This is a genomic window from Microbacterium sp. NPDC097977 (assembly GCF_040302605.1).
Taxonomy (GTDB): Bacteria; Actinomycetota; Actinomycetes; order Actinomycetales; family Microbacteriaceae; genus Microbacterium.
In genome coordinates, this window is the sequence record NZ_JBEOUR010000005.1 from 1 (window position 1) to 23,763 (window position 23,763).

Annotated in this window: 21 protein-coding genes; 11 read left to right on the forward strand and 10 right to left on the reverse strand. The window is 69.4% G+C overall.

The window, feature by feature from the left end; genetic code table 11:
* Positions 1–144: 144 nt before the first annotated feature.
* Positions 145–1,599, reverse strand: a complete 1,455-nt coding sequence (locus tag ABTZ43_RS02195; RefSeq protein ID WP_188042459.1) for an NAD(P)H-quinone dehydrogenase — start codon at positions 1,597–1,599, stop codon at positions 145–147.
* A 48-nt stretch (positions 1,600–1,647) separates the two neighbouring features.
* Between ABTZ43_RS02195 and ABTZ43_RS02200 the strand changes: the two genes are divergently transcribed.
* The 3 genes from ABTZ43_RS02200 to ABTZ43_RS02210 are packed head-to-tail and all read left to right on the forward strand — an operon-like array spanning position 1,648 to position 4,419.
* Complete coding sequence (locus ABTZ43_RS02200; RefSeq protein WP_045253507.1) at positions 1,648–2,481, forward strand: purine-nucleoside phosphorylase; 834 nt, start codon at positions 1,648–1,650, stop codon at positions 2,479–2,481.
* Positions 2,478–4,148, forward strand: coding sequence for a phospho-sugar mutase (locus ABTZ43_RS02205; RefSeq protein ID WP_350537682.1), 1,671 nt, complete (start codon positions 2,478–2,480; stop codon positions 4,146–4,148). The genes ABTZ43_RS02200 and ABTZ43_RS02205 overlap by 4 nt, the downstream gene beginning before the upstream one ends.
* Before the next feature lie 7 nt (positions 4,149–4,155).
* Positions 4,156–4,419 (forward strand): HPr family phosphocarrier protein, encoded by a 264-nt coding sequence (locus tag ABTZ43_RS02210; RefSeq protein WP_149424223.1) that lies wholly within the window; start codon positions 4,156–4,158, stop codon positions 4,417–4,419.
* Between the two features lie 35 nt (positions 4,420–4,454).
* Here ABTZ43_RS02210 and ABTZ43_RS02215 read toward each other — a convergent pair whose 3' ends face one another.
* Positions 4,455–6,377, reverse strand: coding sequence for a BglG family transcription antiterminator (locus ABTZ43_RS02215; RefSeq protein ID WP_350537683.1), 1,923 nt, complete (start codon positions 6,375–6,377; stop codon positions 4,455–4,457).
* Positions 6,378–6,543: 166 nt separating this feature from the next.
* Between ABTZ43_RS02215 and ABTZ43_RS02220 the strand changes: the two genes are divergently transcribed.
* The 8 genes from ABTZ43_RS02220 to ABTZ43_RS02255 all read left to right on the forward strand — a co-directional run bounded on the left by ABTZ43_RS02220 (position 6,544) and on the right by ABTZ43_RS02255 (position 14,257).
* Complete coding sequence (locus ABTZ43_RS02220; protein ID WP_056420935.1) at positions 6,544–6,855, forward strand: PTS sugar transporter subunit IIB; 312 nt, start codon at positions 6,544–6,546, stop codon at positions 6,853–6,855.
* Positions 6,852–7,130 (forward strand): HPr family phosphocarrier protein, encoded by a 279-nt coding sequence (locus tag ABTZ43_RS02225; protein ID WP_045253512.1) that lies wholly within the window; start codon positions 6,852–6,854, stop codon positions 7,128–7,130. The genes ABTZ43_RS02220 and ABTZ43_RS02225 overlap by 4 nt, the downstream gene beginning before the upstream one ends.
* Positions 7,127–8,815 carry a phosphoenolpyruvate--protein phosphotransferase gene (ptsP, locus tag ABTZ43_RS02230; RefSeq protein WP_350537684.1) on the forward strand — a complete coding sequence of 563 codons (1,689 nt, stop codon included), beginning with the start codon at positions 7,127–7,129 and terminating at the stop codon, positions 8,813–8,815. The genes ABTZ43_RS02225 and ptsP overlap by 4 nt, the downstream gene beginning before the upstream one ends.
* Positions 8,812–10,440, forward strand: coding sequence for a PTS mannitol transporter subunit IIBC (locus ABTZ43_RS02235; RefSeq protein WP_350537685.1), 1,629 nt, complete (start codon positions 8,812–8,814; stop codon positions 10,438–10,440). The genes ptsP and ABTZ43_RS02235 overlap by 4 nt, the downstream gene beginning before the upstream one ends.
* Positions 10,441–10,505: 65 nt before the next feature.
* Positions 10,506–10,937 (forward strand): PTS mannitol transporter subunit IIA, encoded by a 432-nt coding sequence (locus ABTZ43_RS02240; RefSeq protein WP_056420925.1) that lies wholly within the window; start codon positions 10,506–10,508, stop codon positions 10,935–10,937.
* A complete protein-coding gene (locus tag ABTZ43_RS02245) occupies positions 10,934–12,091 on the forward strand; it encodes a mannitol-1-phosphate 5-dehydrogenase (RefSeq protein WP_350537686.1) in 1,158 nt (385 codons plus the stop codon). Before ABTZ43_RS02240 ends, ABTZ43_RS02245 begins: the two co-directional genes overlap by 4 nt.
* 120 nt (positions 12,092–12,211) lie before the next feature.
* Positions 12,212–13,498 carry a flavin-containing monooxygenase gene (locus ABTZ43_RS02250; protein ID WP_350537687.1) on the forward strand — a complete coding sequence of 429 codons (1,287 nt, stop codon included), beginning with the start codon at positions 12,212–12,214 and terminating at the stop codon, positions 13,496–13,498.
* Between the two features lie 9 nt (positions 13,499–13,507).
* Entirely contained in the window at positions 13,508–14,257 is a 750-nt protein-coding gene (locus ABTZ43_RS02255; RefSeq protein WP_350537688.1) for an alpha/beta hydrolase, read from the forward strand.
* Positions 14,258–14,308: 51 nt separating this feature from the next.
* On the opposite strand, the gene ABTZ43_RS02260 is transcribed toward ABTZ43_RS02255, so the two are convergent.
* The 8 genes from ABTZ43_RS02260 to ABTZ43_RS02295 form a co-directional block, all read right to left on the reverse strand.
* Positions 14,309–15,412, reverse strand: a complete 1,104-nt coding sequence (locus ABTZ43_RS02260; protein ID WP_350537689.1) for a polysaccharide deacetylase family protein — start codon at positions 15,410–15,412, stop codon at positions 14,309–14,311.
* 3 nt (positions 15,413–15,415) lie between these two features.
* Positions 15,416–16,531, reverse strand: a complete 1,116-nt coding sequence (locus tag ABTZ43_RS02265) for an adenosine deaminase (RefSeq protein WP_350537690.1) — start codon at positions 16,529–16,531, stop codon at positions 15,416–15,418.
* Between the two features lie 51 nt (positions 16,532–16,582).
* A complete protein-coding gene (locus ABTZ43_RS02270) occupies positions 16,583–17,875 on the reverse strand; it encodes a thymidine phosphorylase (protein ID WP_045253521.1) in 1,293 nt (430 codons plus the stop codon).
* Positions 17,872–18,291 (reverse strand): cytidine deaminase, encoded by a 420-nt coding sequence (locus tag ABTZ43_RS02275; protein WP_045253522.1) that lies wholly within the window; start codon positions 18,289–18,291, stop codon positions 17,872–17,874. The genes ABTZ43_RS02270 and ABTZ43_RS02275 overlap by 4 nt, the downstream gene beginning before the upstream one ends.
* 7 nt (positions 18,292–18,298) lie before the next feature.
* Positions 18,299–19,585, reverse strand: a complete 1,287-nt coding sequence (locus ABTZ43_RS02280) for an ABC transporter permease (RefSeq protein WP_350537691.1) — start codon at positions 19,583–19,585, stop codon at positions 18,299–18,301.
* Positions 19,582–20,895 (reverse strand): ABC transporter permease, encoded by a 1,314-nt coding sequence (locus tag ABTZ43_RS02285; RefSeq protein ID WP_253386446.1) that lies wholly within the window; start codon positions 20,893–20,895, stop codon positions 19,582–19,584. Before ABTZ43_RS02285 ends, ABTZ43_RS02280 begins: the two co-directional genes overlap by 4 nt.
* Entirely contained in the window at positions 20,892–22,406 is a 1,515-nt protein-coding gene (locus ABTZ43_RS02290) for an ABC transporter ATP-binding protein (protein WP_350537692.1), read from the reverse strand. Before ABTZ43_RS02290 ends, ABTZ43_RS02285 begins: the two co-directional genes overlap by 4 nt.
* 151 nt (positions 22,407–22,557) lie before the next feature.
* Positions 22,558–23,670: a BMP family lipoprotein gene (locus ABTZ43_RS02295; RefSeq protein ID WP_149424233.1), complete on the reverse strand. Its 1,113-nt coding sequence runs from the start codon at positions 23,668–23,670 to the stop codon at positions 22,558–22,560.
* Between the last annotated feature and the right edge of the window lie 93 nt (positions 23,671–23,763).

A 23,763-nucleotide genomic window follows, 5' to 3' on the forward strand; every position in this document is an offset into this window, starting at 1 on the left:
CTTTCGAACGCGCGGGGGCCGGCGCGGGCGCCCACGCCCCGCCCCCCACCACCAGCACCAACACCACCTTCCCGCCAGCCCTCACGACGGCCGCGCCCCCCCCCGCCCCCCCCCCTCTCTCATGTGCGGCGGCAGCCGCGGGTGTCAGGTGATCTTCGCGTTGACGAGGTGCATGGCACGACTCGCGTCGGTGATGCTGCTCGACAGCGACGGGTATGCCGCGAACACGCGGGACACCTGGTCGACGGTCAGACGGCGCTCGACCGCGACGGCGATCGGATAGATCAGCTCGGAGGCCTTGGGCGCCACGATCACGCCGCCGATCACGGTGCCGGATCCCTTGCGGGCGATCAGCTTCACGAAGCCGTCCTTGATGCCCATCATCTTGGCGCGCGGGTTCGCCGCCAGCGGCAGCTTGTAGACGAGCCCGTCTGCGACGCCCTCCTCCACGTCCTTCTGGGAGTAGCCGACCGTCGCGATCTCGGGCGCCGTGAAGATGTTCGAGGTGATCTTGATCAGCTCCAACGGGATGACGATGTCGCCCAACGCGTGGAACACGGCTGTGCGGCCCTGCATCGACGCGACGGATGCCAGGGGGAAGAAGTTCGTGCAGTCGCCGACCGCGTAGACGTTGGGCACGGAGGTGCGCGCGACACGGTTGACGCGGATGTTGCCCTGCTCGGTGAGCTCGACGCCCGCCTCTTCGAGCCCGATGCCCGCCGTGTTCGGGATGGACCCGACGGCCATCAGGCAGTGGCTGCCCTCGACCGTGCGCCCGTCGGAGAGGGTGGCGATGACGCCGTCCTTCGTGACCTCGACCTTCTCGGCACGAGCCTTGGAGAGCACCGTCATGCCGCCACGTGTGAACACCTTCTCGAGCACGTGCGCGGCATCCTGGTCTTCACCCGGCAGCACCTGGTCGCGGCTGGAGACGAGGGTCACCTTCGCGCCGAGGTTCATGTACGCCGAGGCGAACTCGGCACCGGTCACACCGGAGCCGACGACGATGAGGTGCTCGGGCAGCGCCTTCATGTCGTACAGCTGCGTCCAGGTGAGGATGCGTGTGCCGTCGGGCTTCGCGGAGTCGAGCTCACGGGGCGAGGCCCCGACGGCGACGATGATGGTGTCGGCTTCGATGCGGTCGAAGTCGGTGCCGTCCTGGCCGGTCGAGACGACGATCGCATTCGGCCCCTCGAGGCGGCCGTGGCCGGAGAGGATCCGCACACCGGCGTCGAGGAGTGTCGTGCGCATGTCCTCGGACTGCTGACCGGCGAGTGCGATGAGGCGCTTGTTGACGGCGGCCAGGTTGATCGCGATCTCGGGCTTGAGCGGCTTGCCGTGCTCCCCCTTGGCGTAGAACTGCACGCCGAGATCCGAGGCCTCCGAGATCGCCACGGCGGCATCCGCGGTGGCGATCAGGCTCTTCGACGGCACGACGTCGGTGAGCACGGCCGCGCCTCCGACGCCCACGCGCTCGACCAGGGTCACCTCGGCTCCGAGCTGAGCAGCCGCCAGGGCCGCTTCATAACCGCCGGGACCGCCACCGAGGACGGCGACGCGCTGAGTGCGCTCAAAAGGGGTGGAAGACATGGTCTCCATTCTTCCGCAATCCTGGCCCCCGAGCCTGCACCTTCCTAGAGTGGATCCATGTCCGAAACACACAGCAACCCCCTCGACGACCCGAATGCGAACCCGTTCGAGGTCGCCGCAGCCGCAGCCGCAGACATCGCGCGCCTGACCGGAGTCGAGAAGCACGACATCGCTCTGACTCTCGGCAGCGGCTGGGGCAAGGCCGCCGACATCATCGGCGAGACCACAGCGACCATCCCGGCGACCGAGGTCACCGGCTTCTCCAAGCCCGCCCTCGAGGGCCATGTCGGCACCCTCCGCAGCATCCGCACCCCCGACGGCAAGAACGTGCTCGTCATCGGCGCCCGCACCCACTATTACGAGAACCACGGCGTCCGTCGTGTCGTGCACTCGGTGCGCACGGCCGCGGCCACGGGCGCAAAGATCATGGTGCTCACCAACGGCGCAGGCGGCGTGCGCGAGACCTGGACCCCGGGCCAGCCCGTGCTGATCAGCGACCACATCAACCTCACGGCCGACTCGCCGCTCGAGGGTGCCACGTTCATCGACCTCACCGATCTCTACGCCACCCGTCTGCGCGACATCGCGCGCAGCGTCGATCCCTCGCTCGACGAGGGCGTCTACACGCAGTTCCGCGGACCGCACTATGAGACACCGGCCGAGGTCCAGATGGCCAAGCACATGGGCGGACACATCGTCGGCATGTCGACGGCTCTCGAGGCCATCGCCGCGCGGGAGGCCGGGATGGAGATCCTGGGCTTCTCGCTCATCACGAACCTCGCCGCCGGCATCCAGAAGACCCCGCTCAGCCACGCCGAGGTGATCGAGGCCGGCCGCGAGGCGGAGCCCGTGATCTCGGCGCTGCTCGCCCGCGTGGTCGAGGCGCTGTGAGCGAGGCACGTCTCGCGCAGGCTCGCGCGTGGATGCGGCAGGACCCCGACGCGGAGACCCGTGACGAGCTCGCCGCGGTGATCACCCGCGCCGCCGGCGGCGAGGAGACCGCCGTCGCCGACCTCGACGATCGCTTCGGCACCCGTCTGGCCTTCGGCACCGCGGGACTGCGCGGAGCTCTCGGGGCCGGAAGCAACCGCATGAACCGGGTGCTGGTGGCGCAGGCCGCCGCCGGTTTCGCCGCATTCCTGCGCGAGCGCGCCGGTGAGGGCACCCCCACGGTCGTCGTGGGCTACGACGGCCGTCGCAACTCGCGGGTCTTCGCGACGGACTCGGCCGAGCTGTTCGCCGGAGCAGGACTCCGCGCGATCCTCCTCCCCCGGCTCCTGCCGACCCCGGTGCTCGCCTTCGCGGTGCGGCACCTCGGCGCGGATGCCGGTGTCATGGTGACCGCCTCGCACAACCCGCCGAACGACAACGGCTACAAGGTGTACCTCGGCGGAGCGGATCAGGGGTCGCAGATCGTCGCCCCTGCCGACTCGGAGATCGCCGCGCACATCCAGCGGATCGCCGACGACGGCGACATCTCCACGCTCCCGCGCTCGCGGGCGTACGAGACGGCGGGCGAGGATGTCGTCGACGCGTACATCGCCGCGACCGCCGCGGTGGCGCCGGCACCCGCAGGCGCTTCGGATCTGCGCTGGGTGTACACGGCGCTGCACGGGGTGGGCTGGGAGACGCTGTCGAAGATCGTGGCTGCTGCGGGGTATCCGCAGCCCATGGTCGTCGGGGAGCAGTCGAAGCCAGACGCGACCTTCCGCACGGTGTCGTTCCCCAATCCGGAGGAACCCGGTGCGATGGACCTCGCCTTCGCACGCGCCCGGCGGGTGCAGGCGGACTTCATCCTGGCGAACGACCCGGATGCCGACCGCCTCGCCGTGGCGATCCCCGATGCCTCCTCGGAGAGCGGCTGGCGCCGCCTCACCGGCAACGAGGTCGGCCTGCTGCTCGGCGCGCGGGCGGCGCGGGTCGCCGCGGGCACACCGGGGGCGTCACTGGCCTGCTCGCTGGTCTCCTCCCCCGGTCTGGGCGCCGTCGCCGCTCATCACGGACTGGACTTCCACGAGACCCTCACAGGATTCAAATGGATCTCGCGTGCGCCGGGGATCGCCTTCGGCTTCGAGGAGGCGCTCGGGTACCTGGTCAACCCCGAGACGGTGCGTGACAAGGACGGCATCTCGGCTGCGGTCGCGATCCTCGGTCTCGCGGCCGAGGCGCACGCCCGCGGAGGGTCGCTCTCCGAGCTGCTCACCGAGCTCGGCGACACCTACGGCCACTACGCGAGCGGACAGGTGTCGGTGCGCGTCGAGGACCTCTCGGTCATCGGCGACGTGATGCTCTCACTGCGCACCCTGCCCCCCGCGCGCTTCGGCACTCTCGGCGTCGCCGAGGCGCAGGACCTGCTGCACGCGGCGCAGGGGCAGCCCTCGGGCGACGTCCTGCGCTATCGGCTCGACGACGGCTCCCGGATCATCGTCCGCCCCAGCGGCACCGAGCCCAAGCTCAAGGTCTACATCGACGCGAAGGCCGACTCGGCTGCGGGCGCGGCCGAGACCGTGCGCGGACTCGAGGCCGCCGTGCGGTCGCTCCTGGAAGAACGCTCCTAGGCCGCGGATGCCGAGAAGACACGTCGTCATCACCGCGCACAACGGGGTGCATGCCCGCCCCGTCGCCGAGCTCGTGCGGCTCGTGCAGGCGCATCCGCATGCCGTCACCCTGCGCACGTCGTCGGGCGCGGTCGTGGATCTCAGCAGCGTCCTCGCACTGATGGATCTCGCGCTCGCGCCCGGCGACGCCGTGGTGCTCGAGACCGCGGAGTCGGCCGATGCCGCCTCCGTCCTCGACACCCTCGCCGCGGTCCTCGACCCCCGCGGCTGACGACACGGGGGCGGACGGCCGGCGACCGCTGACCGTCAGCCGTCGATGACGGCGACGAGCTCGTCGAGGAACGTCTCGAAGCTCGTGCCCCGGCGGAGGATGCGCTGCACGCTGTCGCGCTCGCTGAACACCTCGACGAGCTGCTCGAAGACCGTCTGGAATGCGGCACGATCCGTCTCGCTGAAGGCGGCGAGCGCGACCACCTGCACCCGTCCTTCGCCCCACGCGGCGGATCCGTCCGCCACGCCGATGGCGATCGCCGTCCTCGTCGCCGTCATCTGCAGCGCGTGCGGGACGGCGAGCGCGTCGGTGAACGCGGTCGACGACATGCGCTCGCGCACGATGGTGTTCTCGACGTAGTCCTCGCCGATCAGCCCGGCCGTGACGAGCAGCCCTCCGAGTCGTCGGATGATCGCCTCCTCGCCCTCGTCGGGGAGCGGGTAGACGAAGGCGTCGGCATCGAAGTAGCGGGCGAGCTCGGCGCGCAGCCGGGTCAGCCGTCGCCCCCGTCGCACCCTGGCCGCGGCCTGCTGGATGCGATCCACATCGGAGTCGGTGAGGAAGGGCTGGATGCGCACGAACCGATCGCCGACCGCGCCGGGCTCGATGGTGCTGAGCACCAGGTCGGTGTCGAAGGACGTCCAGTCGGGATCGACGTTCGTGATGACGCTGGTGACCTCGATCGCCGAGCCCAGCGACCGGTCGACGCTCGATCGCAGCAGTTCGTGGAGCTCGTAGTACCCGGGGCAGACGATCGTCGCCGTGAGGATCGACTCCGCCTTGCGGCTGCGCTCGAGGCGTCCTCCCACGTGCATGGCGACGTAGGCGATCTCGTCGTCGTGGATCGGCGTGCCCAGGCGATCGTGCAGCCCGCTGGCGATCGACACGGCCACCTCGAAGATCATCGGATACGAGGTCTTCAGCGAGCGGGTGAGCGGGTTGCGGGTCAGCGCCCGCTCTTCGGCACGTCGCATCAGGTTCTGCACGTGCAGCGCCAGACGGAGCACGAACGTCTCATCGACCAGATCGACCTGGAAGTCCTCGGCGGCACGGGCGATCTCGGCTCTGACGGCGCTCTCGACCGCAGGGTCGACACCGCTGCGTGCCACGTCGCCCGCGGCATCCTCCCCCGGTGCGACGATGCGCGTGAGCACGAGCGAGGCGAGGTGACTGCTGTCGCCGTCGCCCAGCGTGACCGAGAAGTGCTCGCGAGCCAGACGGGCGATCACGGCGCCCACCCGGGGGATCTCCTCGCGCGCCCCCATGGGACCGGCCTCCAGGGCATGTCCCGCGGCGACCCGCTCGGCGGCGATCGCGATGTGCAGCAGCACGTCGGAGATCGCGAGTTCGTTGACGTAGTAGCCGAGCTGACCGAGCTCGCGCACCAGCGCGGATTTGAAGGGCGCGACCGACCCCGCCGCGACCGCGCCGCCCGCGAGCGCGCGCCGGAAGGTCTCGGGGTGGAAGGAGGCGGCGTCCATCTCGTCGTGGGCGAGGCGGCTGAGCAGCCGCCGCTGCGCCGCTTCGGTGCCGCGCAGCCGCACGATCTCGCGGTCGCGCTCCAGGGTCAGCTCCGTCCCCTCCAGCAGGCCGCGCACCCGCGCGAGATCCGCCTCGAGGGTCGCCTCGCTGACGTGCAGCTCGGTCGCCGCCTCGAACACGTCGACGCCGGTCGGAACGTCGAGGAGCGTGCGGACCAGCCCGTGCAGTCGGTCTCTGGGGGCCGACTCGCCGCTCTGACGCGTGCGCAGTGCGCGACGCGCACCGACACCTGCCCGATACCCCGCGGGTCCGGACTCCACGGCGTCCGCATCACCGGTCCGGGCGTTCACGGCGGCCACATACGAGCGGATGCTGCGCGGGGTCACCCCGAGCTGATCGGCGAGGCTCGCGGCCGTCGCCCAGTCGCCCTGGCGGAGGAGGGTCGAGAGGAGCTGGTCCTGACGCTGACGCGACATGATCCTCCCCTCCTCCGTGCCGACTGCACTGTCCTGACGTGATTCCCATGATGTCAGTAAGCGGAGCACCCCGCTCCGGAACCGACGTTCCGCAGGGGCGGAAAGGATGCTGTTGGCGAGAGGGGGCTTCCGGTTCCCAGACTGTTCTCAGGAAGGGTGAGCATCGATGAGGATCCTCGTGGTGTGCGGCGCTGGCGCGTCCAGCACGTTCGTCGCGCAGCGGCTCCGCAGAGCGGCGTCGGACGCCGGTCTCGATTGGGACGCGTCTGCCGGCATGGAGCACTCCGTCGCCGGAGGCGTGCACGACCTCGTCCTCGTGGGCCCTCACCTCGCCGATCGCCTCGACGCCATCCGTGACGTGGCGCGCACCCGTGTCGTCGTGCTCCCGGAGGACGTCTTCACCGACCGCGACGGCACCCGCACGCTGGCGCTCGCGCGCTCGATCCTCGCCGACACCACCTCGAAAGGAACATCATGACCGTCTCCCGCACCGTTCGGATCGGCTCCTCCCACGGACTCCACGCCCGCCCCGCGAAGCTGTTCGCACAGGCTGCGAAGGAGTCGGGTATCCCGGTGACCATCGCGAAGGACTCCGGCAAGCCGGTCAACGCCGCCAGCATCCTCGGTGTCATCGCGCTCGCGGTGGAGCACGGCGACTACGTCACGCTGACGGCGGACGGCGACGGCGCGGAGGGCGTTCTCGACACCCTGACCGAACTGCTCACCACCGACCACGACCAGGAGAGCGCATGAGCGAAGTGCGCGGCGTCGGCATCGGGCTGGGCGTCGCCCAGGGCGTCGTCGTGCGCATGACCGAGGCCTCGCCCGCACCCGAGAACACTCCGAGCACGCAGGGCGCCGACGTCGAGCGCACCCGTGCGCGTGAGGCGGTCACCGCGGTCGCGGCGGAGCTCACGGCTCGCGGTGAGTCCGCGGGCGGCTCGGCCCAGGAGGTGCTCGAGGCCCAGGCGATGATCGCCGAGGACCCGACGCTGCAGGACGAGGTCGACGCCAGGATCGACGACGGCGCCACCGCCGAGTGGGCCGTGCACGACGCGTTCGCCGGCTTCCGCGCGACGCTGGAGGCCGTCGGCGGCTACCTCGGCGAGCGGGCCGCCGACCTCGACGACATCGCCCAGCGCGTTCTCGCCCGGCTCCGGGGCGAAGATGCTCCCGGCGTGCCGGATCCGGGTCATCCGTTCGTCCTCGTCGCGAGGGACCTCGCGCCCGCGGACACGGCTCTCCTCGATCTCGATCAGGTGCTCGCCCTCGTCACCTTCGACGGCGGCCCCACCTCGCACACCGCGATCCTGGCCAGGGAGAAGGGAATCGTCGCGATCGTCGGCGCCTCCGCGGCCGCGGATCTCACCACGGGCACGTCCGTGATCGTCGACGCGGCGGCAGGCATCGTGACCGTGGATCCGACCGACGACGAGAAGGACCGCGCCGACGAGCGCGCGGCCGCCCGACGCTCGGCAGACGACGCACCGCTGACTCCCGGCGCCCTCGCCGACGGCACGCTGATCCCGCTGCTGGCGAATCTGGGAAAGCCCGCAGACGCAGCCGATGCCGTCGAACGCGGGGCTGAGGGCGTCGGGCTGTTCCGCACCGAGTTCCTGTTCCTCTCGTCGGCCCAGGCGCCGACCGTCGAGCAGCAGCGGGAGTCCTACCGGGAGCTGCTCGCGGCCTTCCCCGGCAAGAAGGTCGTCGTGCGGATGCTCGATGCCGGCGCCGACAAGCCCCTGGCGTTCCTCAACGACGCGCACGAGGAGAACCCCGCTCTCGGGCTCCGCGGTCTGCGCGCGCTGCGGGCGAGCGAGGACATCCTGCGCGAGCAGCTGACGGCGCTCGCTGAGGCGGATGCCGCGACCGAGGCCGACCTGTGGGTCATGGCCCCGATGGTCGCGACCGTCGAGGAGACCCAGTACTTCACCTCCCTCGCCCGTGAGTACGGGCTGAAGACGGCGGGCGTCATGGTGGAGGTCCCGGCGGCAGCGCTGCTGGCGGATCGGGTGCTCGCCCATGCGGACTTCGCCTCGATCGGCACCAACGACCTCACCCAGTACACGATGGCCGCCGATCGCATGCTCGGCTCCGTCGCCGGGTTCCAGGACCCGTGGCACCCTGCGGTCCTCCGCCTCGTGCGCGAGGTCGGCGCCGCCGGTGCCCGCCTCGGCAAACCCGTCGGCATCTGCGGCGAAGCCGCCGCGGATCCGATGCTCGCCGTGGTGCTCGTCGGCCTCGGCGCGACGACCCTCTCGATGGCACCCTCCGCACTCGCGGACGTGCGCCGGATGCTCTCCACCCGAACCCTCGACGAGGCCCGCAACCTCGCCGAACTGGCACTGGCGGCAGACGACGCCGCCGGAGCCCGCCTCGCCGTGGCCGACGCCACAGCACCCCTTCCCCCTCACCAGCAGAAAGAGACGACATCATGACGACGACGTCACCGGCCGCCACGAAGGCAGGCGGCCTCCGAACGGGCGTGCAGCGCTTCGGCACGTTCCTGTCCGGAATGATCATGCCCAACATCGCCGCGTTCATCGCGTGGGGATTCATCACCATGCTGTTCATCCCGGCCGGGTTCTTCGGCGCGGATACACCCTTCCCCGGGTGGCACTGGGCCCCTGTGGCCGAGATCATCGGCGGGGGCGGAGATTCCGCAGTCATCGGCTGGCAGGGTGCCATGACGGCACTCGCCGAAGGTGACGGCGGCAACATCTTCGCGTACGTCGGCCTCGTCGGCCCGATGGTCACCTACCTGCTGCCCCTGCTCATCGCCAACACCGCCGGCCGTATGGTCTACGGCGAGCGCGGCGGCGTCGTGGCGACGATCGCGACGATGGGTGTCATCGTCGGCACGAACATCCCCATGTTCCTCGGAGCGATGATCATGGGCCCGCTGGCCGCCTGGATCACGAAGCAGATGGACCGACTGTGGGACGGCAAGATCCGGCCCGGGTTCGAGATGCTCGTGAACAACTTCTCCGCCGGCATCCTCGGCATGATCCTCGCGATCCTCGGGTTCTTCGCCTTCGGCCCCGTGATGCTCGGCATCAGCGCCGTGCTCGGCGCCGCTGTCGACTGGCTCGTGTCGCTCAGCCTCCTGCCGATCGTGTCGATCATCGTGGAGCCCGCCAAGGTGCTTTTCCTCAACAACGCGATCAACCACGGAGTGTTCACACCGCTCGGCATCGAGCAGGCTGCGGAGAACGGCAAGTCGATCCTCTTCCTCATCGAGGCGAACCCCGGCCCCGGCCTCGGACTGCTCCTGGCGTTCACGTTCTTCGGCGTCGGCGCGGCGAAGGCGTCGGCACCGGGAGCGGCGATCATCCAGTTCTTCGGCGGAATCCACGAGATCTACTTCCCCTACGCGCTCAGCAAGCCGACGACGATCCTCGCGCTGATCGCGGGTGGAGCAGCCGGTGTCACGACCAACATGATCCTGGGCGGCGGTCTGGCCTTCCCGGCCGCGCCCGGCAGCATCATCGCCGTGACGGCAGCAGCCATCGGCAGCGGCGTCGGCAACCTCCTCGTCGTATACCTGTCGGTGGTCGTCGCCGCCGCCGTGACGTTCCTCATCACCGGTGTGATCCTGCGCGCCTCCCGCAAGAGCGACCTCGCCGCCGAGGGTGACACCTTCGGCGCCGCGATCGCACAGACCGAGGCGAACAAGGGCAAGTCCTCCGCGGCGATGGACGCGCTCCGCGCGTCCTCCGGATCCGCCGCGAACGCCGCCGCTCCGGCAGCGGTAGCGACCGACCGCCGTATCGAGAACGTCGTGTTCGCCTGCGATGCCGGCATGGGCTCGTCGGCGATGGGCGCGAGCGTGCTGCGCAACAGGTTCAAGAAGGCGGGGGTCGACGGCATCACCGTCACCAACCAGGCAATCGCGAACCTCGACGGCACGGCCGACCTCGTGATCACGCAGCAGCAGCTGACGGATCGCGCGAAGGCGCAGTCGCCGAATTCGATCCACGTCTCGGTCGACAATTTCATGAACTCCCCGAAGTATGAAGAGGTCGTCGAGATGGTGCGCGAGCAGCGCGGCACCGAGGCGTGACAGACCGGGAGGGGCGGGTGCCTCGGCATCCGCCCCTCCTCCACATTCAGGAAGAAGGAATCACCATGAGCGTTCTCACCCTCGACCAGGTCCGCATCCACGCAGGCTCCAGCACGCAGGACGCCGCCCTGCAGGAGGCCACCGACATCCTGGTGGCCGCCGGCGCCGTCACCCCCGCGTACGTCGACGCCATGCGCCAGCGCGAGCAGACGGTGTCGACCTTCATGGGCAACGGCCTGGCGATCCCGCACGGCACGAACGACGCGAAGGATGCCATCCTCGGCTCCGCGCTCTCGGTGGTCCGCTACGACGGCGGCGTGGACTGGGACGGCGAGCCCGCCACGTTCGTCGTGGGCATCGCGGGCCGCGGCGACGAGCACCTCGAGATCCTCTCGCAGATCGCGATCCTCTTCTCCGACGAGGATGACGTCGCGAAGCTCAACGCCGCACAGACCCCGGAGGAGCTCTACGCCCTGCTCTCGGCGGTGAACGAGTGAAGAAGGCGGTCCACTTCGGAGCCGGCAACATCGGGCGCGGCTTCGTCGGGCTGCTGCTGCACGAGGGCGGCTACGAGGTCGTCTTCTCCGACGTTGCCGACGCCCTGGTCGACGCGATCAACGCGGTCGATTCGTACACGGTGCACGAGGCCGGCCCCGGAGGCGTCGACCACGTGGTCACCGGCTTCCGCGCCGTGAACAGCAAGACCGATCCGGATGCCGTGGCCGACGAGGTCGCCTCCGCCGACGTGGTCACGACGGCCGTGGGTCCGACCGTGCTGCGGTTCGTGGCGCCGACGATCGTCGAGGGGCTGCGCCGCCGCTCCCCCGACGCCGCCCCGCTGCAGGTCATGGCGTGCGAGAACGCGATCGGCGCGACCGACACGCTGCGCGCGGAGGTCGAGAAGGCGGCGGGCGCGGATGCCGGCGATCTGCTCTCGCGCGCCGTGTTCGCCAACACCGCGGTGGACCGCATCGTGCCGGGACAGCCCGCGGACGGCGGTGTCGACGTGACCGTCGAACCGTACTTCGAGTGGGCGATCGAGACCGGGGCCTTCGACGGCGCTCTGCCGACGATCCCCGGCGCGCACTTCGTCGACGACCTGGCGCCCTACATCGAGCGCAAGCTGTTCACGGTGAACACCGGGCACGCCGCCACGGCGTACTTCGGCGCCCGTGCCGGGATCGAGCGCATCTCGGATGCGCTCGACGACGCCGAGATCGCGGCTCGGGTCTCCGCCGCCCTGGAGGAGACGTCGGCGGTGCTCGTCGCACAGCACGGTCTCGATCCTGCCGACCTCGCCGACTACCGCGCGACGATCCTCGAGCGCTTCCGCAACCCTGCACTCGTCGACACCGTGCAGCGCGTGGGACGTCAGCCGTTGCGCAAGATCTCGCGCAACGAGCGATTCATCGGCCCCGCGGCCATGGCCGCAGAGCGCGGGCTGTCGACGACGGCGCTCGTCGGCGCGGTCACCGCCGCCCTCGAGTTCGACGAGTCGGACGACGAGCAGGCCGTGGAGCTGCAGCAGCTTCTGCGCACGGAGGACGCCGCCGCGTTCACCACCCGCACCACGGGGCTCGCGCCCGAGCATCCGCTCTTCCCGGCGATCCACGATGCGGTCGTGTCGCGGCAGACGGCGCTGCGCGCCTGAGTCCTGCGCCCTGTCGCCCCTGCACCCCCTGCCGTTACGATCGGCAGGGGGCGCAGTCGCGCGAGCACGGTGTCGTGTGAGCAGGATGCCGTGTCAGCACGGTGCCGTGTGAGGAGCAGCATGAGCAGGTACGCCATCATCGGCGCGGGTCCGTCGGGACTGGCCGCCGCGCGGGCGCTGACGCGTCGGGGTGTCACCGTCGACGGCTACGAGGCCTCGCACGGCGTCGGCGGGCTCTGGGACATCGACAACCCCCGCAGCACGATGTACGAGTCGGCTCATCTCATCTCGTCGAGGACGACGACGGAGTTCGCCGAGTTCCCCATGCGGTCCTCGGCGGACTACCCCGGTCACCGTGTGCTGAAGGAGTACTTCGAGGAGTACGCGGACCGCTTCGACCTCGTCGATCTGTTCCGCTTCGACACGACCGTCACCCGCCTCGAGCCGCGCGACGGCGGTTGGGACCTCACGAGTGTGGACGCGGAGGGCACACGGACGCGGCGGTACGCGGGAGTCGTGCTCGCGAACGGCACCCTGGCGACGCCGAGCATCCCCGCCTTCGCCGGCGCGTTCACCGGTGAGCTGATGCACACCAGCGACTATCGATCCGCCGACCAGCTCGAGGGACGACGCGTGCTGCTGATCGGCGCGGGCAATTCCGGGTGCGACATCGCCGTCGACGCCGTGCACCGAGCGGCGTCCGTGGACATGAGCGTGCGCCGCGGCTACTACTTCGTGCCGCGATACCTGTTCGGACGCCCCAGCGACACCCTCAACCAGGGCAGGCCGCTGCCGGCTCGCATCAAGCAGGCGGTCGACAGTCGGGTGCTCCGCGCGTTCACCGGCGACCCCGTGCGCTTCGGCTTCCCCCGGCCGGACTATCGGATCTACGAATCCCATCCGATCGTCAACACGATGATCCTCAACCATCTCGGGCAGGGCGATCTGCGCATCCGTCCCGACGTCGACCGATTCGACGGGGCGACCGTGCGGTTCCGTGACGGGTCCGCCGACGACTACGACCTCGTGCTGCTCGCGACCGGATACCGGCTGGACTACCCGTTCGTCGACCGCGCGCACCTGTCGTGGCAGGGCGCAGCCCCTCGTCTGTTCCTGAACATCTTCCCGTCCTCGTTCAACGGTCTGTACGTGATGGGCATGATCGAGGCGTCCGGCATCGGCTGGCAGGGGCGCTACGAACAGGCCGACCTCCTGGCCGCCTACCTCCATGCCGCCGAGCGCGACCCCGGCGCCGCCGCGCGGTTCCGCGCCCGTGTGAGGACCGCACCGTGGCCGGACCTCACCGGCGGCTACCGCTACCTCGGGCTGGACCGCATGGCGTACTACGTCAACAAGGACGCGTACCGCACGGCCGTACGCCGGGAGCGGCTCGCGATCGAGCCGTAGTCTGGAGACGTGCAGAAGAAGCGTGGCCGTCGCGTCCTGAAGGTGATCGTCTGGGGACTCGTCGCCGTCCTCGTCCTCGGAATCGGCGGCACCGTCGCCTGGAGCCAGATCGGGGTGATGCCGGCGGAGCGGGCACCGCTGGCGAGCGTCAGGGAGAACCCCGCGATCCAGGTGGAGGATGCCGAGCAGGGGATCGTCCTCACCCCGGCCGACGGCGCCTCCGACCGCGGCCTGGTCTTCGTGCCCGGAGCGAAGGTGGATCCGTGGGCGTACGCCCCGATCCTGCAGAGCCTCGCCGAAGAGGGCGTCACGGTCGTGATCACGCGCCCATGGCTCAACCTCGCGTTCTTCGACCTCCGCGGACTCGACGCGTTCACCTCCGCCGCCCCCGACATCGACGACTGGGCCGTCGGCGGTCATTCGCTGGGTGGCGTCCGCGCCTGCCAGCTGGCCGCCGATGCCGAGGCGCTCGTGCTGTTCGGCTCCTACTGCGCGAACGACGTCTCCGACTCCGATCTCGCGGTGCTGAGCCTCTCGGGCACCGCAGACGGGCTGTCCACGCCCGCGAAGGTCGATGCGGCCCGCGACCTGCTGCCGACCGACGCCAAGATGGTCGCGATCGACGGAGCGTCGCACGCATCGTTCGGCGACTACGGCCCGCAGTCCGGCGACGGAGAGCCGAAGATCACGAGCGACGAGATGCACGCGCTGGTCGCCGAGATCCTCGGCCCCTTCATGGCGGAGCTCGCCCCGCGCTGACCGGCTGCCGAGGCGGTCAGCGGTCAGCGGTCAGCGGTCAGCGATCAGCGGTCAGCCGATCCGCTTGATCAGCGAGTCGAGGCCCATGCCGTAGTCGATGCGGACGACGGGGAGCGCGAGCTTGTCCGTGCCGATCTCGACGTATCCCGGCTCGATCGTGCGCGCCATCTCGTAGCCGGCCATCGTGACGCCCTGCTTCGCCGTGTCGTTGTAGTGACCGTACGGGTAGGCGATGACCTCCCGCACCCCGAGCACGTCGGCGGAGGCGTTGAGGTCTGCGGCGATCTGCTCGGCGGTCCAGTTCACCATCCGTCCCTTGCCGTTGTCGCCCGCCTTGTGCATGTCATGCGTGTGCGATCGCCGGAGGACGTACTTCGAGGGCGGAGGATCCTGACGATCCGCGGTGATCATGAACGAGGTCGAGAGGAGCCCGTACCGATCGATCACCGGCACCGCCAGGTCGAACCAGGTCTGGTCCGCGTCGTCATCCGTGATGATCACGGAACGCGCGGGCAGTGAGAGACGACCGTCGATGAACGCGCTGAGCTCATCCCACGTCGGGAGGTAGAAGCCGGTGCTCGCGATGTGGTTCATCTGCGCGTCGAAGTCGCCGATGTACGCGTAGTTGCCTCGCAGCCACCCGGATTCGCCGTCGGGGTTCGTCGTGAACTGGTGGTACATCAGGATCGACACCTGCACGTCGGCGGCCGCGTTGGCCTCCGGTGTGGTCCACGCGGCGAACAGGGCTACCTGCTGGTCGATGCAGACGACCGGGTCGGCGCCGTTCACCCTGGTGGCGACCGTCATCGCCGTGGCATCGGCCTCGGTCGCGTACCAGCCCGCGAACACGCGGCCGTCCTGGGCGGGGATCGGAAGACCGACGTACAGGGCGTCCTGATGCTGGAGCATCGGGTCCTGCGGTGCGCCGTCGCCCACGAAGCTCACCGCGCACGCCTGCGGGTCGTCCGCATCCGCGAGGAGCCGCTGCGCGGGGGTCAGAGAGCGTTCGATGGTCGCGGTGCTCGTGCGCGGAATAACCTCCGCCGGCGTGCGCGTGACCCAGGCGTACGCCAGGGCGGCTCCCCCCGCGAGGACGACGACGGCGCTGATGATGATGACGAGGCCTGCACGGCGTCGTTTCCCCCCGGAAACCATGACTCAGACGTCGAATCCCTCGGCGATCATCTCGACGAGCTCCTCGCGCTCCTCGACCGGCAGGAACGCCCCGGCCGCCGCGTTGAACTGGAAGGTCTCGAGATCGTCGAGGTCGTACTCGAACGTCGCCACGAGGTTCGCGAGCTCCCGCGTGAGCGACGTGGCGCTCATGGTGCGGTTGTCGACGTTGACCGTGACGGCGAATCCGAGCTGGTAGAGCAGATCGAACGGGTGGTCGGCGAGGGTGTTGCCCCATGCCGTGATCGCCCCGGTCTGCAGGTTCGATGAGGGCGAGAGCTCGAGCGGGATCTCGCGATCCCGCACCCAGCGGGCGAGGTCGCCGAACTGCACCTGCACCTCGTCGCCCTCCTGGGTGATCACCTGCAGGTCCTCCGCGATCCGCACGCCGTGACCCAGACGCAGTGCGCGTCCGTCGATCAGCGCGGAGCGGATGGAATCGGGACCTGCGGCCTCGCCGGCGTGCACCGTCACCGGGAAGAAGTTCTCGGCGAGGAGGTCGAATGCAGCGCGGTGATCCGAGGCGGGGAATCCGTCTTCGGGACCGGCGATGTCGAACCCGACCACGCCACGGCCTCGGAAGCCGACCGCGAGCTCCGCGATCTCCCTCGAGCGATCGGTGTGCCGCATGGCGCTGAGCAGCTGGCCGACGCGGATGCTGCGACCGGCGCGATCCGCGGCATCCTCGCCCTCTTCGATGCCCTGCTGCACGGCCTCGACGGCCTGCTCGAGCGAGAGTCCGCGCGTGAGGTGCTGCTCGGGAGCCCAGCGCACCTCGCCGTAGATCACGCCGTCGTCCGCCAGATCCTGCACGAACTCGCGCGCCACGCGGGTCAGGCCCTCCGTCGTCTGCATGACGGCGGTGGTGACGTCGAACGTCTTCAGGTACTCGACGAGCGAGCCCGAGTCGCTCTTCGTGGCGAACCACTGCCCGAGCGACTTCGGGTTCGTCTCGGGAAGAGCGAGTCCGATCGCATCCGCGAGCTCGATGATGGTCGACGGGCGCACGGCGCCGTCCAGGTGGTCGTGCAACGACACCTTGGGCAGGCTGCGCAGGGAGGCCCCCTGGATGGTGACATCACCGTTCGCGTCGATCGACATCGGATTCCTCTCGGTCGCGGATTGAGCTCAGTTCAGGCTAGCGGTCGCCGCTCACGCCGTGATGCGCTCGCGCACGATGGGACCCGCGGTCGGAGCCTCGTCGCCGACGGCCCACGCGCCCTCCAGTGCCTCGAGCGCTCTCGGGAATCGCGCCTCATCTGCAGCGGAGAGGGTGAACAGCGGCTGACCGGCCACCACCCGGTCGCCCGGCTTCGCGTGCAGATCGATGCCGGCTTCGAAGACGACCGGATCCTCCGCCCGCGCGCGTCCGGCACCGAGCCGCCAGGCTGCGACGCCGAACGGCAGCGCATCCATCTGCGAGACGACGCCGTCTGCCGGTGCCGTGACCACGTGGGTCTCTCGCGCCGTCGGCAGTGCCGCGTCGGGGTCGCCGTCCTGGGCGCGGATCATGGCCTTCCAGCCGTCCATCGCGCGTCCGTCATCGAGAGCCGCCTCGACATCGGCGTCCGGCTGTCCGGCCAGCGCCAGCATCTCGCGAGCCAGGGCGATCGTCAGCTCCCGGACGTCGGCGGGTCCGCCGCCGGCGAGGATCTCGACCGACTCGCGCACCTCGTTGGCGTTGCCGATGGCGAAGCCGAGGGGCACGTTCATGTCCGTCAGCAGTGCAGTGGTGGCGACGCCGGAGTCGGTGCCGAGAGCGACCATCGTGCGGGCGAGCTCGCGCGCCCTGTCGATGTCCTGCATGAACGCTCCCGAGCCGAACTTCACGTCGAGCACGAGCGCGTCGGTGCCCTCGGCGATCTTCTTCGACATGATGCTCGAGGCGATCAGCGGGATCGCCTCGACCGTGCCGGTCACATCGCGCAGCGCGTAGAGCTTCTTGTCGGCGGGAGCGAGGCCCGAGCCTGCGGCGCAGATCACCGCGCCCACGTCGCCCTGCATCTGCGCGAACATCTCCTCGTTGCTGAGCGCCGCGCGCCAGCCCGGGATCGACTCGAGCTTGTCGAGCGTGCCGCCGGTGTGCCCGAGACCACGACCGGAGAGCTGCGGCACCGCGACGCCGAACACGGCGACGAGCGGCGCGAGCGGCAGCGTGATCTTGTCGCCGACGCCTCCCGTGGAGTGCTTGTCCACGGTCTTCTTGCCCAGGGTGGCGAAGCTCATCCGCTCCCCCGATGCGATCATCGCATCGGTGAGCACCCGGATCTCGTCGCGCTCCATGCCGCGCTGGAAGATCGCCATCGCGAACGACGCCATCTGCGCATCCGACACGTAGCCGCGCGTGTACGCGTCGACCATCCAGCGCAGCGCCTTCTCGGGCACCGCACCTCCGTCGCGCTTGGCGCGAATGACATCCACCGCGTCGAAAGGCTCAACGCTCATCGCCACTCTCCTTCTGGTTCCTGAGCCTGACGAAGGGCTCGGGGGCCGAACGCGTCCGGCAGTACTTCATCGATGGTCCGGATGCCGGAGACGGTCTCCAGCAGCATCCCGGGCATCGCGTGTTCATAGAGCAGCTGCCGGCAGCGTCCGCACGGCATGATCGTCTGCCCGTCGTTGTTGACGCACACGAAGGCGACGAGCTGCCCGCCGCCCGACATGTGCAGGTCGCCGACGAGCGCGCACTCCGCACACAGCGTGACGCCGTACGAGGCGTTCTCGACGTTGCAGCCGGCGACGATGCGTCCGTCGCCGACGAGGGCGGCGGCGCCCACCCGGTAGCGCGAGTACGGCGCGTACGCCTTCGTCATCGCCTCGGTCGCGACCTGACGGAGTTCGTCCCAGTCGATGTCTGTCATGTCTCTCCTAGGACTTGATGTACGGCTTGCCACTGGCAGCGGGCCCACGGATCTGACCGGCGAAGCCCGCCACCGCGAGCAGCGTCACCACGTACGGCAGCATGAGCATGAACTCGCCGGGAATCGGGGTCTTCAGGATCGACAGCAGGTTCTGCAGGTTCGTCGCGAAGCCGAAGAGCAGGGCGGCGAGCGTGGCACGGATCGGGTCCCAGCGGCCGAAGATCACGGCGGCGAGGGCGATGAAGCCGAGGCCTGCGGTCATGTCCTTGCCGAACTGCGGCACCGAGACGAGCGTGAAGTACGCACCGCCGATGCCGGCGATGGCGCCGGCCAGGAGCACGTTCCAGAAGCGCGTCGCGTTGACCTTGATGCCGACGGTGTCGGCGGCCTGCGGGTGCTCGCCGACGGCGCGGAGCCGCAGCCCCCACTTGGTGCGGTACAGGCCCCAGGCCACGACGGCGACGGTGATGAACATGAGATAGACGATGAACGTCTGGTTGAACAGCACCGGTCCGATGATGGGGATGTCGCTGAGAAGCGGGATCTCGATGCGACTGAACCGCACCGGGGTGTTGAGCGTCGCCTCGTTCGGAGCGAGGAGCGCCCCGTAGAGGAACCCGGTGAGACCGCTGACCAGGACGTTGAGCACGACACCGACGATGACCTGCTCGACGAGGTACTTGATGGCGAATGCCGCGAGCACGGCGGCGACGAGCACGCCGCCGACCATCGCACCCAGCAGGCCGATGAACGCGCTGCCCGTGATGCTCGAGAGCAGGGCGGCCGAGAAGGCGCCGAGCAGCAGCTGACCCTCGATCGCGACGTTCACGACACCGGCACGCTCGCCGATCACTCCGCCGAGCGCACCGAACACGAGCGGCACCGACAGCGACACGGCGCCGAAGAGCAGACTGCTCACGGGCACGAGTCCGCCGGCACCGGCCCACACGAGGAACCCGAAGACCGCGAGCACGCTGAAGGCGATGACCAGCCAGATCGACGGCTTGCGGTACGACCATGCGCGCAGGAAGGCCAGGACCGACAGCACCGCGAGGATCGCGATGATGACCCAGCTCGTCGGCCCGGTCGGCAGCGCCACGTCGGGCAGCGCGAAGGGCGAGGCGGGGTCGTTGAGTCGGAAGCTGCTGGTGCCGCTGCGCGGCACGAGCAGGAACAGGAGGGCCAGCAGCACGGTGGCTGCGGCGAGGACGATCGGCGCCTTGAGGTGCCGCTCGCGCACGGTGGCGAGCTGCACGGTTCCGTCGGCGGCTTCGGTCTGGGCGAGGGAGGTCATGCGGTCACCGCCTTCTTCGCGGCTTTGGCTCTCGACTTGGCCGCCTTCTCCGCATCGGTCTTGGGAAGGAAGAACACGGCGCGCAGCAGCGGCGGCGCGGCGATGAACAGCACGACGAGCGACTGCACGACGAGCACGATGTCGACGGGGATGTCCTGCGCCTGCATGGAGAACGACCCTGCCTTGAGGGCGCCGAACAGGATGCCGGCGGCGAACGTGCCCCAGGCGCGGCTGCGCCCGAGCAGTGCGACGGTGATGGCGTCGAAGCCGATGCCCGCGTCGATGGTCTCGGTGAGGCCGGTCGTGACCGCACCCTGGATCTGGTTCATGCCTGCAAGCCCCGCGAGCGCACCGGCGAGGAGCATGGCGTAGACGTAGACGCGCTGCACGCTGATTCCGGCGGCGCGGGCGGCGTGCGGGTTCTCGCCGACGGCGCGCATCCGCATGCCGAGGGACGAGCGCTCGATCAGCCACCAGACGAACAGCGTCGCGACGATGACGAGGACGAAGCCGAAGTCGAGCAGGGGGAACTGCGGCCCGAGCAGCTCGGGGAACTGCGCGCTCTCCGGCGTGGCATAGCCGAGGGCCTGGTTCGTGCCCGGCTTCTGGAGGAGGCCGGGGGTGCGGATCATCCACAGCAGCAGGTAATACGCCACGTAGTTCAGCATGATCGTGAGGATGACCTCGTGCGCCCCGGTGCGGGCCTTGATCAGGCCCGCGATGGCTCCCCACAGTGCACCGCCGGCGATGCCGGCGATCAGCGTCACCGGGATGTGCAGCCAGAACGGCAGATCGAGCTGGAACGTCAGGAGCCCGGCGACAGCGACGCCGATGAGCATCTGCCCGCGGGCGCCGATGTTGAACAGGCCGACGCGGAACGCGAGGGCGACGCCGAGACCGGCCGCGATGAGCGGGGCGGCGAAGCCGAGCGTGTTGGTCAGAGGACGGATCTGAGCGGCGAAGTCCGCACCGCGCGCGTTGAAGATCGCTCCGCGGAACAGGGCCTCGTAGCCGTTGTAGACGGCGTTCCACACGGCGGCGATCGTGTCGCTCGGACGCTGGAAGAAGTAGCCGGATGCGGTGAGGACGTCCTCGTTGGTGAGGGCGATGAGGATGCCGCCGACGACGAGCGCGAGGAAGATCGCGAGGATCGTGGTGACGGCGCTCCCCCGCAGCATCTCCTTCAGGATGACATTGCCCCGAGGGGGCGGCGGCACGTCTCCGGAGTCGCGCAGAGTGGTCGTCGTGTTCAGCGAGAGCTGATCGCCCGACCCCTCGTTCGAGCCGGCCTGCGGCGTCGTACCGCTCATGCGGCCACCTCTCCTTCGGCGGCGCCCGCCATCATCAGTCCCAGGGTCTCACGGGGGGTGTCGCCGGGGACGATCCCGACGATGGTCCCCCGGTACATGACCGCGATGCGGTCGGCGAGAGCTGCGACCTCGTCGAGCTCGGTCGAGACCACGACCACGGGGATCCCCGCGTCGCGCGTCTCGATGATGCGCTTGTGGATGAACTCGATCGACCCCACATCGACGCCGCGCGTCGGCTGAGCGGCGACGAGGAGACGCAGTTCGCGGCTCATCTCCCGCGCGATGACGACCTTCTGCTGGTTTCCGCCCGAGAGCGTCCCCGCCGGAGTGTGCGGGCCCTGAGCACGGATGTCGTACTCCTTGATGCGCGCGTGGGCGAAGTCGTCGAGCGCCGCACGACGCAGGGTGCCGCCGCGGCTGAACTCGGGGTCGGCCGAGCGGTCGAGGATCAGGTTCTCTGCGACGGTGAAGCCGGCGACCAGTCCGTCTTCCGTGCGGTCCTCGGGGACGAAGCCGACACCGGCGTCGAGGATGGCCCGCACGCTCCTGCCGACGAGTTCGGTGCCGTCGAGCGTGATCGATCCCTCGACGCGCGATGCGAGGCCGACGATGGCCTCGACGAGCTCGGTCTGTCCGTTGCCCTGCACACCAGCGACGGCGAGCACCTCGCCGGGACGCACGGTGAAGTCGACGCCGTCGACGACGATGGCCCCCGCGGCGGTGAGCACGCGCAGGCCGGAGACCGCCAGACCGCCCTCGCCGAGACGCGGAGCATCCTTCTTCACGGTGAGCTCGACCGCGCGGCCGACCATGAGCGACGCCAGCTCGCCGTTGGTGGCCGTGGGCGATGCTTCGCCCACGATGCGCCCGAGGCGCACGATGGTGATGGTGTCCGCCACTTCGCGAACCTCACGGAGCTTGTGGGTGATGAAGACGATCGCGGTTCCCTCATCGCGGAGCTGGCGCATGATGGCCATCAGCTCGTCGGTCTCCTGAGGGGTGAGCACGGCGGTCGGCTCGTCGAACACGAGCACCTTGGCGTCGCGCGAGAGGGCCTTGATGATCTCGACCCGCTGCTGCACGCCGACGGGGAGATCGCCGACGACGGCGTCGGGATCGATGTCGAAGCCGAAGCGGGCGGCGACCGCGCGCACGTGCTCGCGGGCCTTGGCGATGTCGAGGGTGCCGACGCCCTTGGTCTGCTCGTGGCCGAGCATGACGTTCTCGGCGACGGTGAAGACGGGCACGAGCATGAAGTGCTGGTGCACCATGCCGATGCCGGCGTTCATCGCATCGCCGGGGCCGCGGAACCGCTGCACCACATCGTCGAGGAGGATGTCGCCCTCATCGGCCTGGTACAGGCCGTAGAGCACGTTCATCAGCGTGGACTTGCCCGCACCGTTCTCGCCGAGCAGCGCATGGATCTGCCCGGGCTCGACGACCAGGTCGATGTGGTCGTTGGCCACGAGGGTGCCGAATCTCTTGGTGATTCCGCGAAGTTCGAGCTTCATATCTGCACCTTATCCAGAAGTGTGATCCAGAGGGTCTGCGGCGCAATCACCGGGGATCGCCCTGGTGCGCCGTGAACAGTCATCATCGTCCGCCCACGGCACGGGGCGAGTGGCCGCTTTCACCACTCGCCCCGTGCTGGACCACGATGACTTACGGGGAGTTCGGGGACTCCACCGTGATGTCGCCGGAGATGATCTGCTCCTGCAGCGCTGCGATCTCGTCGAGCAGGCCGTCGGGCAGGTCACCCTCGAACGAGCCGAAGCCCGAGAGCTTCACGCCCTCGTTCTCGAGCGTTCCCACGTACGGCGCCGGGTCGAAGTCGCCCTTGGAGGCGGCGATCGTGGCGTCCTGGACGGCGACGTCGATCGCCTTCATGATCGAGAAGAGGGTGACGTCGGCCACCGACTCGTCGGCGACGGCGAGGTCGCTGTCGACGCCGACCATGAGCGTGTCCTTGCCGCTGTCCTTGATCGCCGCAGCGGCGCTCTGGTAGATCGGACCGCCGACGGGGAGGATGACGTCGACGCCCTGGTCGAGCACGCCCTGAGCGGTCTGCTTGGCCGTGTCGTTCGCGTCGAACCCGCCGGTGAACGAGCCCTTCTGCGTCACGTTGTCCCAGCCGAAGACCTCGACGGCGCCGGACTTGTCCTCGTTGTACTTCTCGACGCCGAGCTGGAAGCCGTCCATGAACACGGCGACCGACGGGATCTGCATTCCGCCGAAGGTGCCGACCTTGTTCACACCGGCCTGAGCGGACCATCCAGCGGCGGCGTACCCACCGAGGTAGGCGGCCTGAGCGGTGTCGAAGACGAGGGGCTTGATGTTCGGAGCATCCGTGGTGCCGTCGAAGTCGGTGTCGGCGTAGTCGTCGATGATCGCGTAGTTGATCTTCGGGTTCGCCAGAGCGGACTCGACGGTCGCGGCGGACAGCTTGAAGCCGACCGAGACGATGAGCGAGCAGCCCTCGGAGACAGCGGTCTCGAGGTTCGGTGCGTAGTCGTTGTCGTTGGCCGACTCGAACTCGAGCGGCTTGACGCCGAGCTCGTCGGCTGCCTTGTCCATGCCCTCCTTGGCGGACTGGTTGAACGACTTGTCGTTCCACCCGCCGGCGTCGGACACGAGGCAGGGCAGGAAGTCGGATGCTGCGTCTCCGCCTGCATCACCACCGGATTCGGTGGGAGCCTGGCCGCAGCCGGCGAGAGAGAAGATGACGCCAGCGGCGACGGTTGCGCCCAGCAGCTTCTTGGTGGTGGAGATGGTCAACTCATGCCTCCTGGAAGGGTCCCGCGCCCATCGCGGATCGCTCAAAGTTACCTACTGTTTCGACTTTTGTGCATGCTCGACCCGTGGCCGCCT

Bases quoted from the DNA above. Each gene is read 5' to 3' on its own strand.
- ABTZ43_RS02280 (WP_350537691.1), bottom strand. From the start codon at position 19,585: ATGACCTCCCTCGCCCAGACCGAAGCCGCCGACGGAACCGTGCAGCTC.
- ABTZ43_RS02260 (WP_350537689.1), bottom strand. From the start codon at position 15,412: ATGGTTTCCGGGGGGAAACGACGCCGTGCAGGCCTCGTCATCATCATC.
- ABTZ43_RS02290 (WP_350537692.1), bottom strand. From the start codon at position 22,406: ATGAAGCTCGAACTTCGCGGAATCACCAAGAGATTCGGCACCCTCGTG.
- ABTZ43_RS02210 (WP_149424223.1), top strand. From the start codon at position 4,156: ATGCCGAGAAGACACGTCGTCATCACCGCGCACAACGGGGTGCATGCC.
- ABTZ43_RS02285 (WP_253386446.1), bottom strand. From the start codon at position 20,895: ATGAGCGGTACGACGCCGCAGGCCGGCTCGAACGAGGGGTCGGGCGAT.
- ABTZ43_RS02250 (WP_350537687.1), top strand. From the start codon at position 12,212: ATGAGCAGGTACGCCATCATCGGCGCGGGTCCGTCGGGACTGGCCGCC.
- ABTZ43_RS02235 (WP_350537685.1), top strand. From the start codon at position 8,812: ATGACGACGACGTCACCGGCCGCCACGAAGGCAGGCGGCCTCCGAACG.
- ABTZ43_RS02200 (WP_045253507.1), top strand. From the start codon at position 1,648: ATGTCCGAAACACACAGCAACCCCCTCGACGACCCGAATGCGAACCCG.
- ABTZ43_RS02270 (WP_045253521.1), bottom strand. From the start codon at position 17,875: ATGAGCGTTGAGCCTTTCGACGCGGTGGATGTCATTCGCGCCAAGCGC.
- ABTZ43_RS02195 (WP_188042459.1), bottom strand. From the start codon at position 1,599: ATGGAGACCATGTCTTCCACCCCTTTTGAGCGCACTCAGCGCGTCGCC.
- ptsP (WP_350537684.1), top strand. From the start codon at position 7,127: ATGAGCGAAGTGCGCGGCGTCGGCATCGGGCTGGGCGTCGCCCAGGGC.
- ABTZ43_RS02265 (WP_350537690.1), bottom strand. From the start codon at position 16,531: ATGTCGATCGACGCGAACGGTGATGTCACCATCCAGGGGGCCTCCCTG.
- ABTZ43_RS02220 (WP_056420935.1), top strand. From the start codon at position 6,544: ATGAGGATCCTCGTGGTGTGCGGCGCTGGCGCGTCCAGCACGTTCGTC.
- ABTZ43_RS02240 (WP_056420925.1), top strand. From the start codon at position 10,506: ATGAGCGTTCTCACCCTCGACCAGGTCCGCATCCACGCAGGCTCCAGC.
- ABTZ43_RS02275 (WP_045253522.1), bottom strand. From the start codon at position 18,291: ATGACAGACATCGACTGGGACGAACTCCGTCAGGTCGCGACCGAGGCG.
- ABTZ43_RS02215 (WP_350537683.1), bottom strand. From the start codon at position 6,377: ATGTCGCGTCAGCGTCAGGACCAGCTCCTCTCGACCCTCCTCCGCCAG.
- ABTZ43_RS02225 (WP_045253512.1), top strand. From the start codon at position 6,852: ATGACCGTCTCCCGCACCGTTCGGATCGGCTCCTCCCACGGACTCCAC.